The sequence below is a fragment of the Burkholderia sp. 4M9327F10 genome (assembly GCF_005503145.1).
Lineage (GTDB): Bacteria > Pseudomonadota > Gammaproteobacteria > Burkholderiales > Burkholderiaceae > Paraburkholderia.
Genome location: NZ_SCNV01000105.1, coordinates 1 through 16,599, shown reverse-complemented (window position 1 = coordinate 16,599; position 16,599 = coordinate 1). Strand labels below are relative to the sequence as shown.

At 64.5% G+C, this 16,599-nt stretch carries 11 protein-coding genes; 1 reads left to right on the top strand and 10 read right to left on the bottom strand.

From position 1 onward, the window contains the following. Positions 1-121: 121 nt before the first annotated feature. Positions 122-868: a glucose 1-dehydrogenase gene (locus FFS45_RS40200; RefSeq protein WP_137960158.1), complete on the bottom strand. Its 747-nt coding sequence runs from the start codon at positions 866-868 to the stop codon at positions 122-124. A gap of 148 nt (positions 869-1,016) precedes the next feature. On the opposite strand from FFS45_RS40200, the gene FFS45_RS40195 reads away from it, so the two are divergent. Beyond that, positions 1,017-1,196: a hypothetical protein gene (locus tag FFS45_RS40195; RefSeq protein WP_137960157.1), complete on the top strand. Its 180-nt coding sequence runs from the start codon at positions 1,017-1,019 to the stop codon at positions 1,194-1,196. Positions 1,197-1,233: 37 nt separating this feature from the next. On the opposite strand, the gene FFS45_RS40190 is transcribed toward FFS45_RS40195, so the two are convergent. From FFS45_RS40190 to FFS45_RS40150, 9 genes are all read right to left on the bottom strand, one after another. Then, positions 1,234-2,700 carry a S41 family peptidase gene (locus tag FFS45_RS40190; protein ID WP_249363123.1) on the bottom strand — a complete coding sequence of 489 codons (1,467 nt, stop codon included), beginning with the start codon at positions 2,698-2,700 and terminating at the stop codon, positions 1,234-1,236. Between the two features lie 174 nt (positions 2,701-2,874). After that, complete coding sequence (locus FFS45_RS40185; RefSeq protein WP_249363122.1) at positions 2,875-4,449, bottom strand: efflux transporter outer membrane subunit; 1,575 nt, start codon at positions 4,447-4,449, stop codon at positions 2,875-2,877. Further along, on the bottom strand, positions 4,449-7,796 hold the full coding sequence (locus FFS45_RS40180) for an efflux RND transporter permease subunit (RefSeq protein ID WP_137960154.1): 3,348 nt from the start codon (positions 7,794-7,796) through the stop codon (positions 4,449-4,451). Before FFS45_RS40180 ends, FFS45_RS40185 begins: the two co-directional genes overlap by 1 nt. Continuing rightward, entirely contained in the window at positions 7,793-10,924 is a 3,132-nt protein-coding gene (locus FFS45_RS40175; protein ID WP_137960153.1) for an efflux RND transporter permease subunit, read from the bottom strand. The genes FFS45_RS40180 and FFS45_RS40175 overlap by 4 nt, the downstream gene beginning before the upstream one ends. A gap of 27 nt (positions 10,925-10,951) precedes the next feature. Beyond that, positions 10,952-12,256: an efflux RND transporter periplasmic adaptor subunit gene (locus tag FFS45_RS40170; RefSeq protein WP_137960152.1), complete on the bottom strand. Its 1,305-nt coding sequence runs from the start codon at positions 12,254-12,256 to the stop codon at positions 10,952-10,954. Then, positions 12,253-12,516, bottom strand: a complete 264-nt coding sequence (locus FFS45_RS40165) for a hypothetical protein (RefSeq protein WP_137960151.1) — start codon at positions 12,514-12,516, stop codon at positions 12,253-12,255. The genes FFS45_RS40170 and FFS45_RS40165 overlap by 4 nt, the downstream gene beginning before the upstream one ends. After that, a complete protein-coding gene (locus FFS45_RS40160; RefSeq protein WP_137960150.1) occupies positions 12,513-13,235 on the bottom strand; it encodes a response regulator in 723 nt (240 codons plus the stop codon). The genes FFS45_RS40165 and FFS45_RS40160 overlap by 4 nt, the downstream gene beginning before the upstream one ends. A 402-nt stretch (positions 13,236-13,637) precedes the next feature. After that, the gene (gene bamA, locus FFS45_RS40155; RefSeq protein WP_137960149.1) at positions 13,638-15,953 is read right to left on the bottom strand and encodes an outer membrane protein assembly factor BamA; all 2,316 of its coding nucleotides are present in this window, start codon (positions 15,951-15,953) and stop codon (positions 13,638-13,640) included. A 133-nt stretch (positions 15,954-16,086) separates the two neighbouring features. Further along, positions 16,087-16,485: a hypothetical protein gene (locus tag FFS45_RS40150; protein WP_137960148.1), complete on the bottom strand. Its 399-nt coding sequence runs from the start codon at positions 16,483-16,485 to the stop codon at positions 16,087-16,089. Positions 16,486-16,599: the final 114 nt, after the last annotated feature.

Genomic DNA, 16,599 nt, shown 5'->3' with positions numbered 1-16,599 from the left:
GGGGATGGGGGATGGGGGATGCCACTGAGCCGAATGGCACGAGCGAGGCGACGACTACGATTGACACAACGGCTGCCGCCGGGTGGCCGGTCCTGCGTCCGGCACACCCGGCGTTTCACCCTTAACGTAAGCCGCCGCCGGCCAGCAGCGTTTCGCCGGTGATCCAGCCGGCTTCGTCCGAGGCGAGGAACGCGGCGACCTTGGCGATATCGTCGGGCTGACCCACGCGGCCGAGCGGCGTCTGGCTCACAAGCCAGGTTTCCATCTCCGAACCGATGAAGCCGGCGTCTTTCGTGCCTTCGGTTTCGATCATGCCCGGATTGATCGAGTTGACGCGAATCTTGCGCGGTCCCAGTTCGCGTGCCAGCACGCCGGTGACTGCGTCAACGGCGCCCTTGGTGGCCGTGTACACGGTGCCGCCCGGCAGCGTCAGGCGGCTGACGACCGAGCCGATATTGATGATGCTGGCCCCTTCGCCGAGATGTTTGGCCGCTGCCTGGGTGGTGAGCAGCAGGCCGAGCACGTTGATATTGAAGTGCTTGTGGAAATGCTCTTCGGTGATGGCTTCGAGCGGTGCAAACTCGTAGACACCCGAGTTGTTGACGAGGACGTCGAGGCGGCCATACGCTTCGATGGCGGCGTCGATGATGCCTTGCGCGTCGGCTGCCCTGGACACGTCGCCGCGCACGGAGATTGCCTTGCCGCCGGCTTGCGTGATGGCGGCGACAACCGCGTCGGCGGCGGCCTGGCTGGAGGCGTAGTTGACGACGACCGACGCGCCTTGCGCCGCGAGCGCCTTGGCGATGGCGGCGCCGATACCTTTCGATGCGCCAGTGACGACGGCTACTTTGCCGGTGAGCTTGCTCATGATGGTTTCCTTTGAGGGGGCAGGTAACGGACCACGGGCGGGAGGTTTCCCGGCCGCGTATTGAAGATCACACTGGAGCCACTGTAGTACATCGTTGGCCGGAGATCATTGGGGGCTGGGCGAACACATTTGACGGGAGAGACGAACAATGAACCAACCCGGCAAACCCTCCAGGACCGCGCTGCTTACGTTAGGATTACTTATCGATGCGGGGGGCGATCCTTCGATTCCTGACCTGCGTGATCGCGATTGCGTTGCCATTGCCAGGGAGCGGCGCTTGCCCAAGGACATCATCGAGCGGCTCGAAGCATTGCCGCGCGGCAAGTGAGCTCACCGTTTCGCACCGCCCAACCCGCCGCGTACCCTCAATGCTCATCTGGCTCCGCTGCCGCCACCGACGACGCCGGCGCATCGCTTTGCGCCAGCCGGCGCTCGAGCAGCGCCTTGGATAGCTGCACGGGCTTGCCCTGCAGCTTGTTGAGCGCCTGTTGCAGCATGAAGTCGTCGCTGGAACCGAACTCCACCGGTGCGCGGTCGCGGTCTTTCTGGCGCTGTTCCGGCGTCTCGCGGTCGCTCTGCTCCTCGAGCAGGCGCAGTTGCTCCTGACGATCCTGCTCGCGCGCCTGCAGCTCCTTCTTTTCGTTGGGATCCTGAATATTCGCGAGGTGATTCGGATAATCGGCCTCGCGCGTGACGAGCGCATCGTCCGGATCGCCGTCGGCGAACTGGTCCACCGCTACATCCGGACGGATGCCGATATCCTGAATCGAACGGCCGCTCGGCGTGTAGTAGTAAGCGGTCGTCAGGCGCAGCGCCGTGTCGGGCGTGAGCGGCATCGAAGTCTGCACGGACCCTTTGCCGAAGGTCGTCTTGCCGAGAATCAGCGCCCGGTGCGCATCCTGCAACGCGCCCGCCACGATCTCCGAGGCCGACGCGGTGTAGGCATTGGTCAGCACGATCATCGGCACGGTCTTGAAGATGGCCGGCTCGTTCAGCAACGGGTCGCTGGTATATGACGCGAGGCGATAGTAAGCGTATTCGTCGCGATAGGCGCGCTTCGAATATTCGACCTGGCCGTTGGTCGTCACCACCACCGAATCGCGCGGCAAGAAGGCGCCCGCCACGCCCACCGCGCTTTCCACCAGCCCGCCGCCGTTATTGCGCAAGTCGAGGATCAGCCCCTTCAGGTCCGGCTGCTGCTGGGCGATGGTACGCAGCTTCTCCGCCAGATCGGGCGTCGTGCGTTCCTGAAAGCTTGTAATGCGCACGTAAGCGTAGCCGGGCGCCGGTGTGGCCGTTTTCACGCTTTGCAGCATGATGAGGGCGCGCGTAACGGTCAGCGGAAAGGTGCGGTTTTCGCTCTTGCGGTAGAGGGTCAGCGTGACCTTGGTGCCCGGCTTGCCGCGCATCAGCGTGGAGGCTTCGTCCGGCGTCATGCCGCGCACCGTTTTGTTGTCGATGCTCATGATCAGGTCGCCGGGACGAATGCCGGCGCGAAACGCGGGCGTGTCGTCGATGGGCGCGATCACCTTGATGAGACCGTCTTCCGTGCCGCTTTCGATGCCAATGCCGGCGAAGCGGCCGGTGATCTGCTCCTGCAGATCCTTGAAGTCGGTTTTGTCGAGGTAGGCCGAGTGTGGATCGAGGCTCGACACCATGCCTTTGATGGCCGCTGTGAGCAGCTTGGAGTCGTCGACCGGTTCGACGTATTCCTGCTTGATCTGCCCGAATACTTCGGCAAAGAGCCGCAACTGATCGAGCGGCAGCGGCGCGGACGGCGGTTGCGCGGCGCTTGCCGATGCGCTCAGCATCGCAATGGCGCCGCTTGTCATGCTCAGGGCGAAGAAACGGGGCAGAGTGCGCATGATGACGATCCGGTGGGCATGACAACACACAACACTAGCGCAGCCATGGGGGATGTGCAATCACAGTTCGGGCCGCGCTGGGCGGCTTAGCCGGCTGGAAGGCCGGCGTGCGCAGCGCAGCCGCGGCGCTGCGCGTGACGCTCACTGCACCGAAGCGGACGCCTGCGTCCCCGGGCTGACTGCTGGGTTGATTGCAGGGCTGACTGCCGGGCTGACTGCAGGGCCGCTTTGCGCCGCCGGTGCAGATGCGGCCGGCGCCGCTGCCGCCGGCTGACGGTCTGGATGGCGCGGATCGTGCAATTCGCTGTCCGACCAGCCGCCGCCCAGGTCGCCGATCAGCGAAGCCGCGTCGAGCAGGCGAGACTGCTGCACGCTCAGCGCCGTCTGCTGATTGCTCAACTGGGTTGCCTGGGCCGTCGCCACGGTGGTGTAGTCGACCGTGCCCGCCTGGTACTCGTTGAAGGCGATCTCGGTGCCGTGGGTCGCGTCGCGCACGGCGGCGTCGAGCGCATCGGCCTGCTGGGCGAGAATGCGCAGGCCGGAGAGGTCATTCTCGACATCTTCGAACGCGTTGAGCACCGTGCCGCGGTAATTGGCGAGCGCCGCGTCGTACGCGGCTCTCGCCGCGGCCACTTCGCCGCTGCGCTCGCCGCCGTCGAAGATCGTCTCGGTGGCGCTGCCGCCGAGCGACCAGACGTAGTTGGCGACGTGCAGCAAGCCGCCCAGCGGCGACTGCGAGAAGCCATCCAGCGCGGAGAGCGAGACGGTGGGGTAGTACGCCGCGATGGCCACGCCGATCGCCGCATTCTCGGCCGCCATCTGGCGCTCGGCGGTGGCGATATCGGGCCGCCGTTGCAGCAGCGTCGACGGCACGCCGACCGGAATCGACGGCAAGGTGGGCATCGACGTGCTATGCGGAATGTCCAGGTCTTCCGGATTCTTGCCGACCAGCACCGCGATTGCATGTGCATACTGCGCACGCGCCACGCCGAGTGCGATCAGGCTCGACTGGGCGGTCTCGAGCTGGGTGCGCGCCGTCACCAGGTCGGACGGCGCGATGGTGCCGAACCTGTCCTGGTTCGCCACCACATCCAGGTAGTGTTGATACGCTTTGACCGTGGCCTGCAGCAGATCGATATTGGCGTCGCTCGTGCGCAGTTCGATCACCGCATTGGCGAGCGCAATCTGTTCCGAGAGCGTGGCGTTGGCAAGGGTCGCTTCGCTCGCCTGCGCGGTCGCCGAGTTTTCCTCGATGGTGCGGCGCACCGAACCCCACAGGTCGAGATCCCAGCTCACATTGCCTTCCAGCGATCCCGAGTTGACCACATGGGCCGTGTTGCCGGTCGCAGAACGCGCCTTGGTGCCCGAACCGGTTATGCCTATGGTCGGAAACAGGCTTGCGTTGGCGACCTTCACTTCGGCGATCGCTTGCTGGTAGTTCGCGTAGTCCTGGCGCACGGTCTGATTGGAGACCACCACCTGCGGTTCGAGCTCGTCGAGCAGCGGGTCGTTGAAGCCGGTCCACCACGCGCCCTTCGGACCGTCCGCGGCCGGCTCGGCCTGGGTCCAGCCGGGCAGCTCGCGATAGGTGGCAGGCACGCTGACCTGCGGCCGGCGGTAGTCCGGGCCGACCGTGCAGGCGGCAAGCAGCAGGGCTGCCGCAGCCGCGAGCGGGGTGGCAAGAGCGGTGAGAGAGTTGCGGTAAATCTTCATCATCATGCCTTCGTATCCGTTTGCCCCGGTCGCGCCGGTGGCCCCATCTGTTCCGCCTGGCGGTTCCACGGCAGTCCTGACGACCATCTGGCGAGCCTGCCGCGCAGACGGTCCAGGTAGAGGTAAATCACCGGCGTCGTGTAGAGCGTAAACACCTGGCTCAGGATCAGGCCGCCCATCACGGTGACACCGAGCGGCTGACGCAGCGACGCGCCCTGGCCGATGCCGATTGCGAGCGGCACGGCGCCGAGCACCGCGGCGAACGTGGTCATCATGATCGGCCGCAGACGCACGACCGCGGCGGAGTGGATCGCCTCCTTGGCCGGCACGCCTTCCTTGCGCTGCAACTGGATCGCCACGTCCACCATCATGATGCCGTTTTTCTTGACGATACCGATCAGCAAAATCATGCCGATCATCGCGATCACCGAGAACGGCGTGCCGAAAATCAGCAGCGCGAGCGTGGCGCCGATGCCGGCCGAAGGCAGTGTCGAGAGGATCGTGATCGGGTGAATCGAACTCTCGTACAGCACGCCCAGCACGATATAGACGACCCCGAGCGCCGCCACGATCAGCAACGGGATGGTGCCGGTTGACTGGGCATAGGCTTGCGCCGCGCCGGCAAAGGCGCCGTGTATGCTGGCCGGCATGCCGATCTCGCGAGCGGCGTCGTCGATCGCCTCCTTCGCCGTGGTCAGCGAGCCGTTAGCCGGCAGGTTGAACGAGATCGTCCCCGCCACCAGGCCGCTCTGGTGATTGACCTGAGTGGACGTGTGGTTGTTCACGAAGCTCGACATGGCCGGCAGCGGCACCATCGTCTCCGCCGCCGTGCTGTCCGCGCTGCCGCTCGACGTGCCGCCCTTGCTGTTGGAGATGCTGTTGTTGGTCGCGTTGGCCTGCGCGTTCGAATTCAGCGAGTTGGTGCTGGACGACGAACTCGTCGTGGTGCTGACCGCGCTTGCCGCCGTCACGCCGGTGACGGTCGAGCCCGGCATTTGTGTTTGCGCCGTGCCGGTTGGATTGCCCGCCGCCGTGCTCAGGAAAATCTGATTGAGCGTCTGCGGGTATTGCCAGTATTCCGGCGCCACCTCCATCACCACGAAGTACTGATTGAGCGGGTTGTAGATGGTCGAGACGGTGCGCTGACCGAACGCGTCATACAGCACGTTGTCGATCTGGTTGGGCGCAAAGCCGTAGCGGGCCGCCGTGCTGCGGTCGAAATTGACATAGGTCTGCAGACCGTTTTGCTGCAGGTCCGAGTTGACGTCCAGCACCCGGTTGTGGTCCTTGTTGAGTGCGGCGACGAGCTTGGGCGTCCAGGCGAACAGCGCCGCGGAATCCTCGCTTGTCAGCGTGTACTGATACTCGGCCGCCGACTGCCGCCCGCCGATGCGCAGGTCCTGCTGCGCCTGCATGAAGAGCTGTGCGCCCGAGACCTGGCGCAGCTTGGGCCGCAGCCGGTTGACCACCTCCGTTGCACTGACATGACGCTCGGCGAGCGGCTTCAGTTCGACGAACACGTTCGCCGTGTTCAGCGCCCGGCCGCCGGTAAAGCCGGCCACCGACTGGACCGCCGGATCTTTCTGCACGATCTCCTGCAACTGCTCAAGCTTCTTTTGCATCGCCGGGAACGAGATGCTCTGATCGGCGATGATCTGGCCGATCAGAATGCCGGTGTCCTGCTCCGGAAAGAAGGTGCCCGGTAGCTTGGTGAACAGAAAGACGTTGCCCACCATCAGCAGGAACAGCAGCACGATCACCAGCAGCGAACGGTCCAGTACGGCCGTGAGTGAACGCGCATAGGCATTCTTGAAGCGCTCGAACTGCCGCTCGATCCACTTCGCCCAGCGGGCCTGCGAGTGGCCCGCGTTGTTGCGGCTCAGCACATAGGCGCACATGGCCGGTGTGACCGTGAGCGAGATGACGAGCGAAAACAGGATCGCAATCGACAGCGTGACGGCGAACTCGTGGAACAGCAGGCCGACGATGCCGGGGAACAGCAGGATCGGCAAAAACACCGCGATCAGCGACAGGCTCATCGAGATCACGGTGAAGCCCACTTCGCCGCTGCCTTTCAGGGCGGCCTCTTTGGGACTCAGGCCCATTTCGAGGTGGCGCGTGATGTTTTCCAGCACCACCACCGCATCGTCGACCACGAAGCCGGTGCCGATGGTGAGCGCCATCAGCGAGAGATTGTCGATGCTGTAGCCGAGCAGGTACATCGGCCCGAAGGTGCCGACAATCGACAGCGGCAGCGCGACGGCGGGCACCAGCGTGGCGCGCGGCGACTGCAGGAAGATGAACACCACGCCGATCACCAGCAGCACGGCGATAAACAGCGTGCGTTCGGTGTCGCCCACCGAGGAGCGGACCGATTCCGAGCGGTCGACCGCAACCGACACATGAACGCTGTGCGGCAGCGTCGCCTCGATGGCCGGCAGGACGTTGCGGATCTGCGCGACGGTGTTCACGACATTGCTGCCGGGCATCGGATAGACGATCACCAGCACCGCCGACTTGCCGTTGTAGAGCCCGGCGTTGCGGATATTTTCGTTGGAGTCCCTGACCTGGGCGACGTCGCGCAGCATCACCGGTGCGCCGTTGCGGTAGGCCACCACGAGGTCGCGGTAGGGCGCGGCCTTGGTGATCTGGTCGTTGGACAACACCACGTAGCGCTGCTCGCCCTGGTCGAGGTGGCCCTTGGCGCTGTCGGCGTTGGCCGCCGAGATCGCGGCGCGCACGTCTTCGAGGCCGATGCCGTAGCTGTTCAGCTTGCCCGGCTGCAACTCGACCCGCACTGAGGGCAGCGCACCGCCGCCGAGCGTGATCTGGCCCACGCCGTTGACCTGCGAGAGCTGCTGCTGGATCACCGAATCCGCGGAGTCGTAGAGCTGCGCCTTGGTGAGCGTGTCCGAGGTCAGCGCGAGCACCATGATCGGCGAATCGGCCGGGTTGTACTGGCGGTAGGTCGGATTGCTGCGCAGGGTGGTCGGCAGGTCGGCGCGCGCGGCCTGGATGGCCGCTTCGACGTCGCGGGCCGCGCCGTTGATGTCGCGGTTCAGGCCGAACTCGACCACGATCATCGACGAGCCGACATAGCTGATCGAGGTCAGCTCTTCCACGTCGGCAATCGTACCCAGCCGCCGTTCGAGCGGCTCGGCCACGGTGGAGGCCATGATGTCGGGGCTCGCGCCCGCCATGTTGGCCTGCACCACGATCACCGGGAACGCGATGTTCGGCAGCGGCGCGACCGGCAGGCGGAAATAGGCGAGCGTCCCGGAGATCAGGATCGCGATCGCCAGAAGGGTGGTCGCGACCGGACGCTTGATGAATAACGCCGAGATGTTCAAGGCGCGTCCCCCGCCGTGCCGTCAGGCGTGCCCGTGGGCTGGTTGCGGTTGCGCCAGCGCCGTGTGCGCTCGGCCATCCGGTCGAAGTACAGATAGATGACCGGCGTGGTGAAGAGCGTCAGCATCTGGCTCAAGGTCAGCCCGCCGATGATCGCGAGGCCCAGCGGGCGGCGCAGTTCCGAACCGGTGCCGGTGCCGAGCAGCATCGGCAGGGCGCCGAGCATGGCGGCGAGCGTCGTCATCAGGATCGGGCGGAAGCGCAGCAGCGACGCTTCGAAGATCGCCTCGCGCGGCGGCTTGCCGTGCGTGCGTTCGGCTTCGAGCGCGAAGTCCACCATCATGATGGCGTTCTTCTTGACGATGCCGATCAGCAGCACGATGCCGATAATGCCGATCACATCGAGGTCGCTACCCGCCATCATCAGCGCGAGCAGTGCGCCGATACCCGCCGAGGGCAGGGTGGAGAGAATCGTCACCGGATGGATGAAGCTCTCATACAGCACGCCGAGCACGATATACACGGCCACCAGCGCGGCGATCAGCAGGAACACTTCGCTCGAGAGCGAGTCTTCGAACGCCTGGGCCGCGCCCTGCAGCGACGAGGTGATCGACGGCGGCAGGTTCACCGCCTGTTCGGCCGCGTGGATGTCCTTGACCGCACTGCTCAGCGACGCGCCCTTGGCGAGGTTGAACGAGATCGTCACGGCCGGGAACTGCGCCAGGTGGCTCACCACGAGCGGCGACTTGACGATCTGGATCTTGGCGATCGCGGAGAGCGGCACCTGGCCCGAACTGCTCGTCTCGCTAGGCAGGTACAGGTTGCCGATCGACGCGACATTGGGCAACGACTCCGGCTTGGCGACGAGAATCACGCGGTACTGGTCCGACTGCTGGAAGATGGTTGAGACGATGCGCTGGCCCAGCGCGTCGTAAAGCGCGTTGTCGATGGTGGCCGGGGTGATGCCGAAGCGCGCCGCCAGTTGCCGGTTCACCTCGACGTTCACGCTCAGACCGTCGGTATTCATATCGCTTTGCACATCGGCGAGCGACGGAATCTTCTTCATGCGCGCCACCAGTTCAGGCACGTACTTCTGGAAGGCCTGCTGGCTCGGGCCGCGCAGCACGAAGCTGTACTGGTTCGGCGAGACCGTGGTGTCGAGCGTCAGATCCTGTTCCGGCTGCATGTAGAGCCTGATTCCCGGCACATTGGCGACTTCCTGCTGCAGGCGCCGCGCGATCTCCTCGGCGCTGGCCGAGCGTTTGTCGTGGTCGCGCAGATTGATCAGGAAGCGGCCGTTATTCAGCGTGGTGTTGGTGCCGTCGATCCCGACATACGAGGTGAGCGAAACGACGTCGGGGTCTTTCAGGATCGCATCGGCAAGCGCCTGCTGACGGGTCACCATCGCCGAGTAGGACACGGAGTTGTCGGCCACGCTGATGCCCTGGATCACGCCCACGTCCTGCACCGGGAACAGGCCCTTCGGGATCACGATGTACAGGACGGCGGTGAGCACGACGGTGCCGATCGCCACCAGCAGGGTCAGCAACTGGTGGTCGAGCACCCAGCGCAAGCCTTTCTCGTAGGCAGCGAGGGTCTTGTCGAAGAGCCCTTCGCTGAAGCGCTCGAAGCGGCTCGGATGACGTTCGGCCTGGGCGCGCAGGAGGCGCGCGCAGAGCATCGGCACCACGGTCAGCGAGACCACCGCGGACAGCACGATGGTGACCGCGAGCGTCACCGCGAACTCGCTGAAGAGCCGCCCGATCACGCCGCCCATGAAGAGCAGCGGAATCAGCACCGCGATCAGCGAAATGGTCAGCGACAGAATCGTGAAGCCGATCTGCCCGGCGCCTTCGAGCGCCGCTTCGAGCGGGCTCTTGCCTTCCTCCAGATAGCGCACGATGTTCTCGATCATCACGATCGAGTCGTCGACCACGAAGCCGGTGGCGATGATCAGCGCCATCAGCGAGAGGTTGTCGATCGAGTAGTTCAGCTGATACATCACGGCGAGCGTGCCGATCAACGACACCGGCACCGAGACGCTCGGGATGATGGTGGCCGGCACGTTGCGCAGGAACACGAAGATCACCGCCACCACCAGCACGATGGCGAGCACCAGTTCAAGCGCCGCGTCCGACACCGACGAGCGGATCACGCCGGTGCTGTCCGACACCACCGTGACCTTCATGCCGGCCGGCAGCGTCGATTCGAGCTGCGGCAACTGCCGCATGATCTGGTTGACGGTGGCGATCACGTTGGCGCCCGGCTGGCGCTGCACGTTCAGCACGATCGCCGGCGTGCCGTTGTACCAGGCGCCGCGCTCGACGTCCTGGGCGGCCGAGGTGACTCTGGCGACGTCGCGCATGAACACCGGTGCGCCGTTCTGGTAGGCGATCACCGTGTCCATGTAGTCTTTCGGATCGCTGATCTGGTCGTTGCCGTTGATCGTGTAGTCGAGGTCCGGGCCGTCGAAGTTGCCCTTCGGCTGGCTGACGTTGACGTAGCTGAGCAGCGTGCGCAGATCGTCGATATTCAGGCCGTAGGCAGCCAGCTTTTGCGGGTCCGCTTCGACGCGGATGGCCGGCACGTTGCCGCCGCTGGTGGTCACGACGCCCACGCCCGACACTTCGGAAATCTTGGTGCCGAGGCGGTTGTTGGCGGCGTCCTCCAGCTGCGTGAGCGACATCGACTTGGAGGTCACCGCGAGCGTGAGGATAGGCTGGTCGGCCGGGTTGACCTTGGCGTAGGTCGGCGGCGCGGGCAAGCCGCTCGGCAGGTAGCTGTTGGCCGCGTTGATGGCCTGCTGGACGTTCTGTTCAGCAATGTCGAGGTTCAGCGACAGGTCGAACTGCAGCGTGATTACCGAGGCGCCGTCCGAGCTGTACGACGTCATCTGCTGCAGGCCGGGAATCTCGCCCAGTTGCACTTCGAGCGGCGCGGTCACGGTGGTGGCCATCACGTCCGGGCTTGCGCCGGGATAGAAGGTCTGCACCTGGATGGTCGGGTAGTCGACGCTCGGCAGCGAGGAAACCGGCAGCACGCGTACCGCGACGAGGCCCACCAGCACGAGGGCGATCATCAGCAGCAGGGTGGCTACCGGTCTGAGAATAAACAGGCGGGAGATATTCATCGGCGCGTGGCTTGGCTGGGTCCGCTACTACGAAGCTGCATCTGCAGAGGCGGCATCGGCCCCCGAGGCGCCGTGAGGCCGTCTGTGCTGACCGTGCGCGCCGCTTGTACCGTTGGCACCGCTGGCGCCATTCGCGCCGCTCCATCCGGGAGCCGCTGCACCCGCACCCGCGCTCGCGCCCGAAGCGGGCCGCGCCCTCGCAGCCTGGATCTTCGCGCCGTCGCTCAGCCGGTCCGTGCCGTCCGTCACCACGATATCGCCGGCCTGCAGCCCGGAGGCGATCACCGTGTTCTTGCCGTCGCTCGGTCCAAGCGTGACCTTATGCACGGACACCGTCTGGTTTGCGTTCACGAGGTACACGTAGTCGCCCGGGGCGCCGGTCTGCACGGCCGGGGTGGGCACGAGCACGGCGTTTTGCAGCGTGTCGACCAGCAGCTTGACGTTGACGAACTCGTTCGGGAACAGCGCTTCGTCGTCGTTAGGGAAGGTCGCCCGCAAGGTGACCGTGCCCGTGGCTGTCGCCATCTGGTTGCTGACCGCGTACAGCGTGCCGCTCGCAACCTGCTTCGAGTTGTCGCTGCTGTAGGCCGTGACCGGCAGGTTCGCGCCGCCGTTCATGCGCTGCAGCACGGTGGCGAGCTGGTCCTGCGGCACCGTGAACTGCACCGTGGTGGGCTTCATCGTAGTGATGACCACGATGCCCGGCGAGGACGACGCGGTGACATAGTTGCCCGGGTCGACGAGGCGCAGGCCGACGCGTCCGGCAACCGGCGCGGTGATATGGCAATAGACGAGGTCGAGATCGTATTGCGCGATGTTGGCGAGGTCCGCCTTGACCGCGGCTTCGTCCTGCTGGACGAGGAACTGCTGGTCGACGAAGGTCTGCTCGGCGATCGACTTGTGCTCATTCAACTGCTGATAGCGCGCGAGGTCGGAGCGGGCCTGGGCGAGCGAGGCCCGGTCTTTGGCGAGTTGTGCTTCGGCCTGCTGCTTGTCGATCTCGTACTGGCGCGGATCGATCTGGGCGAGGAACTGGCCTTTCTCGACATCCTGGCCTTCGCGATAGCCGACGGCGGTCAGATAGCCGCTCAGTTGCGGCAATACGGTGACAGTCGCGGTGGGCGTGACCGTGCCCAGTTCGCTCAGGGTTTCCGGCATCGCGCCGAGGGTAGCGGTGGCGACCGTGACGACCTGCGGCGGCGCGCCGCGCGCCGGTTTGCTGCGGGTCAGCAGGTGCACGACCACGAGCGCGACCAGCGCCAGCACTATGACCGCGATCAGGATGAACCAGAAGCGCGATCGCCTGGGCTGCGTGGACACGGCTTCGCTCATATCAATCTCCGAAAACTGGTGGTGCCGTTGGCGTTGGGTTCGATGCGGCCGGCGTTGGCTGCACCGGCAAGAACTGCTCGCGCCTGTTGCCGCAATCGGGTCATATGCCCGGTTAGCGGGAGCAGGCCGAGGCAAAAAAATGTGTTTTTTTGCAACTGCGGAAAAGTGCCACGTTTACTGCGTGTTGTCACCCTCCACGCGTCCATTGCTTCGTATTGACGAAGGCTGGAGGCATTGTCGCCTGACGGGTCGCGAATCATGAGGCGCCCGGCTGGACGGCGCCGTCGGGCACGAACATATAGCCACGGCCGCGCACCGTCTGGATGATGCGCGGCGTGGACGGGTCGGCTTCGACGATGCGGCGCAGGCGCCAGACCTGCACGTCGACGCCGCGATCGGTGCCGTCATATTCCGGCCCGTGCAGCAGCTCGAGCAGGCGCTCGCGGTTGAGCGCGTGCATTGGATGGTCGACAAAGATCTTCAGCAACGCGAACACACTGTCGGCCAGCATGAGGGGGCGGCCCTGCTGGCTGAGCGTGCGCGACTGGAAGTCGAGTGTGAAGTGGCCGAAGCTGAACGGTTCACGCTGCTCGGGCGCCGCTGCCGCGGGGGTGATGCGGCGCCGCAACACGGCCTGGATGCGCGCCAGCAACTCGCGCGGGTTGAACGGCTTGGCGATGAAGTCGTCCGCGCCCAGTTCGAGGCCGACGATCTTGTCCACGTCGTCGGCCTTGGCGGTCAGGATGATCACCGGGATGTCGTCGCCGGTTGCGCGCAGCTTGCGCAGGGCCGTCAGGCCGTCGATATCCGACATCATCAGGTCGAGCACGATGAGATCGGGACGCTCCCGTTCGAGCCGTCGCTCCAGCGAGCTGGCGCCGTGCAGCACCGAGACCTCGAAGCCGGAGTTGCTGAGATAGGTGCGCAGCAGATCGCGCAGGTCGGTGTCGTCGTCGACGACCAGGATTTGGATAGCCATGCGCAGGAGTTTAATGTGCACCAGGGGGCTTGCTGTGACTTGCGACCCTTAAAGTGGTTGCGAGGCGTTACGCGGCGGGCGCTGTGTAAAACACCGTAACGCTTTTGCCCGATTGAAACAGACAGGTGCATCGGCAGCAGGCCTCCGGAGAATCTCATCACAATGGCAACGATCGACGTCCGCGCCTTCCTGCCCGGAAGCCGACAATGCAGCGCAGCCGGGGATTATGAGGGGCGAAGGTTGTCGGAACATTGCGGTTTCCGGGGACCCGGCGCGGGCACCCTTTGCACGCCGCCACGGGCCGGATATTTCGATTCCGTAAATGGGTGAAAGTAAATTGTCAGGATTGCTGTGAAAGCCGCGCGTCGCTCACGCGCGGCTTATGCGGCGCGGCTTGTGCCGTCAGAACGACGTACCAATCTGGAACTGGAACTTCTGGTACTGGTCGCCCGCATGCCGCACGATCGGCAGGCCGAAATCGAGCTTGAGCGGCCCGATCGGCGAGATCCATTCGAGACCGGCGCCATAGCTGTAGCGCAGGCCGTTGGCGCCGGTACTGTTGCCTTCCGTACCCCAGACGTTACCGCCGTCGACGAAGGTGAAGACGCGCAGCGTGCGGTCGTAGCCCGTGCCCGGCAGCGGGAAGGTCAGTTCGATGTTGCCCACCAGCAGTTTCGAGCCGCCGATCGGGTCACCCGTGGTTGCGTCGCGCGGACCCAGCGAACTCGGCTCATAGCCGCGCACTGAACCAATGCCGCCTGCATAGTAGTTCTTGAAGATCGGATACGGCTCGCCGCCCAGGCCGTTGCCGTAACCGCCCTGGAAGTTCAGGCCGAGCACGAAGCCCTTGGCGAACGAGTAGTAGTACTGCGCTTGCAGATCCGTTTTGTAGTAGGTGGTGCGGGCGATCGGCGTGCCGTACTCGGCGTTGAACTGGGTGAAGTAGCCGCGGCTCGGCACCAGCGCGCTGTCGCGGTTATCGCGCGACCAGCCTAGCGTCAGCGGAACGTTGTTCGACACGCGGCCGAAGTCGTTCACGTAGTCGATATAGCTTTGCGGCGTGGTCGAGTCCACGTCGAGCCGGTTCTGCTCGATGCCGGTGCCGAAGTAGACCATGTCCGATTCGGAAAACGGCACGCCGAACTTGAGGTCGGCGCCGAGCGTGATGATGCGAAAGCTCGTGTCGGTAACGTTCGAGTAATAGAGCGGCTCGCTGGTGCGGTAGTAGACGTCGGTAATGCGCTTGATGCCGTCCACCGTGAAATACGGGTCTACCTGGGTGACCGTCAGCGTGCGGAACGTGGTGGCCGTGTTCACGTTCACCGAGAGGCTCGTGCCCGAACCGAACACGTTGTCCTGCGACACCCCCGCCGAAATGATCGGGCCTTCGCCGGAACCGTAGCCGAGACCGAGCGTGATCGAACCGGTGGGCTTCTCGGTGACCTTGACGTCGATGTCGACCTCGTCGGCGGTGCCTTCGACCGGCACCGTCGTCACGTCGACATCGGTGAAGTAGCCGAGACGGTTGATACGGTCCTTCGACAGCGCGAGACGCCCGGAGTCGAACCACGAACTCTCGAGCTGGCGCATTTCCCGGCGCACCACTTCGTCACGCGTGCGGGTGTTGCCGACGATGTTGATGTTGCGCACATACACGCGGCGGCTCGGGTCGACCTGCAGCGTCAGGTCGACCGTATGGTGCTGCTGGTCGATCTGCGGCTGGGCGTTCACCGTGGCGAACGCGTAGCCGTATTCACCGAGCTTGTCGACTACCGCCTTGGTGGCGGCCTTCAGCTTGGCCGCCGAGAAGCGGTCGCCCGCCTTGATCTTGACGAGCTTCATGAGTTCGGCCTGCCGGTCGAGCAGGTTGCCCGACAAACGGATGCCGGAAACCGTGTATGGCTCGCCCTCGTGCAGGGTGAGCGTCAGATACATGTCCTTCTTGTCCGGCGACAGCGAGACCTGGGTCGAATCGATGTTGAACTCGAGATAGCCGCGGTCCAGATAGTACGAACGCAGGTTCTCGAGGTCGGTGGTCAGCTTGTCTTTCGAGTACAGATCGTTCTTCGTGTACCACGAGAACCAGTTCGGTGTGGACTCCTGCATCTCGTCGTGCAGGGTGCTGTCGCTGAACGCCTTGTTGCCGATCAGGTTGACCTGGCGGATCTTCGCGCTCGGACCTTCGATCACCGAGAACAGCAGGCCGACGCGATCGCGGTCGATCGGCGTAACCGTGGTGGTGACTTCGGCGGCGTAATAGCCGCGCGTCAGGTACTGGCGCTTGAGTTCCTGCTGGGCGCGGTCGACCAGCGACTTGTCGTAGTAGCGGCCCAGCGACAGCCCGACCGAGTTCAGCGCCTTGGTCAGGTTGTCCTTGTCGAATTCGTGGATGCCCGCGAAATCGATCGTACCGATTGCGGGGCGCTCCTGCACCTGCACCACGACGACATCGCCATCGGCCGAGATCTTGACGTCGTTGAAGAAGCCGGTCGCATAGAGTGCGCGCAGGGCGTCGGAAGCCTTGTCGTCCGTGAAGGTGTCACCCTGCTTGATGGGCAGATACGAGAAAACGGTGTCCGGTTCGACGCGTTGCAGGCCTTCGAGGCGGATGTCGCGCACCACGAACGGGGTGGTGGCATAGGCTGAGGCGGCGGTGACGCTCAGGCCGATGAATGTCAGCGCGCGGGTGCAACGGGCCGAAAGTGTTTCGAGGTTCATACAGGCTGACAGAAGAGACACACAGTAGGAGGAACGAAGGCACATCTTTAGCCGTTGCTCCGGGCCGGAGGACGGCGATGTAAGAGAGAGAAAGCGAGCGCGGGGCCGCAAGCGAACAATGGGCACGGTCGCGCTATTGGAGGCGAACGCTGGCTGCGCCGTTGATTTGGGTGAGGCCTGTGACGAGCGAGAGCACTTCGGTCATATGGCGCACCTCGGCGCGATGCATGCGAAACGACAGCTCGGCGCCGCCGGGTAGACGAAACGAGAGCAGCAGATGGGAGGACTCACCCTTGTCCTTGCCGACCGCCCAGGCCTCGCAGGGCATGGCGAATTTCACGTCATCGCTTTGCTGCCGCACCCGCGCCGACCAGCCGATGGCATTGGAAATGGCCGCCAGCAACTCGTGCATGACCGAGTAATGCAAGGCAATGCTATCCGGCTGATTACCCTTGACCATGAGGTACTGGCCATCGCCGGTCAGCTCGAAGGAATGAAGGGAATGGATCGCGACGGCAACCGGCTGTGACATGAGAGCGCTCCCGAACAACATTGGAGAGCGAGTCTAGGACAGCGGACGTGAAAGGAGGTTACTGACGGATTACCTATTCTTCCTTTCAGGAGGGAGACGGGGGCGGGGGATGGG

Bases quoted from the DNA above. Each gene is read 5' to 3' on its own strand.
- FFS45_RS40200 (WP_137960158.1), bottom strand. From the start codon at position 868: ATGAGCAAGCTCACCGGCAAAGTAGCCGTCGTCACTGGCGCATCGAAA.
- FFS45_RS40195 (WP_137960157.1), top strand. From the start codon at position 1,017: ATGAACCAACCCGGCAAACCCTCCAGGACCGCGCTGCTTACGTTAGGA.
- FFS45_RS40190 (WP_249363123.1), bottom strand. From the start codon at position 2,700: ATGACAAGCGGCGCCATTGCGATGCTGAGCGCATCGGCAAGCGCCGCG.
- FFS45_RS40185 (WP_249363122.1), bottom strand. From the start codon at position 4,449: ATGATGAAGATTTACCGCAACTCTCTCACCGCTCTTGCCACCCCGCTC.
- FFS45_RS40175 (WP_137960153.1), bottom strand. From the start codon at position 10,924: ATGAATATCTCCCGCCTGTTTATTCTCAGACCGGTAGCCACCCTGCTG.
- FFS45_RS40170 (WP_137960152.1), bottom strand. From the start codon at position 12,256: ATGAGCGAAGCCGTGTCCACGCAGCCCAGGCGATCGCGCTTCTGGTTC.
- FFS45_RS40165 (WP_137960151.1), bottom strand. From the start codon at position 12,516: ATGATTCGCGACCCGTCAGGCGACAATGCCTCCAGCCTTCGTCAATAC.
- FFS45_RS40160 (WP_137960150.1), bottom strand. From the start codon at position 13,235: ATGGCTATCCAAATCCTGGTCGTCGACGACGACACCGACCTGCGCGAT.
- bamA (WP_137960149.1), bottom strand. From the start codon at position 15,953: ATGAACCTCGAAACACTTTCGGCCCGTTGCACCCGCGCGCTGACATTC.
- FFS45_RS40150 (WP_137960148.1), bottom strand. From the start codon at position 16,485: ATGTCACAGCCGGTTGCCGTCGCGATCCATTCCCTTCATTCCTTCGAG.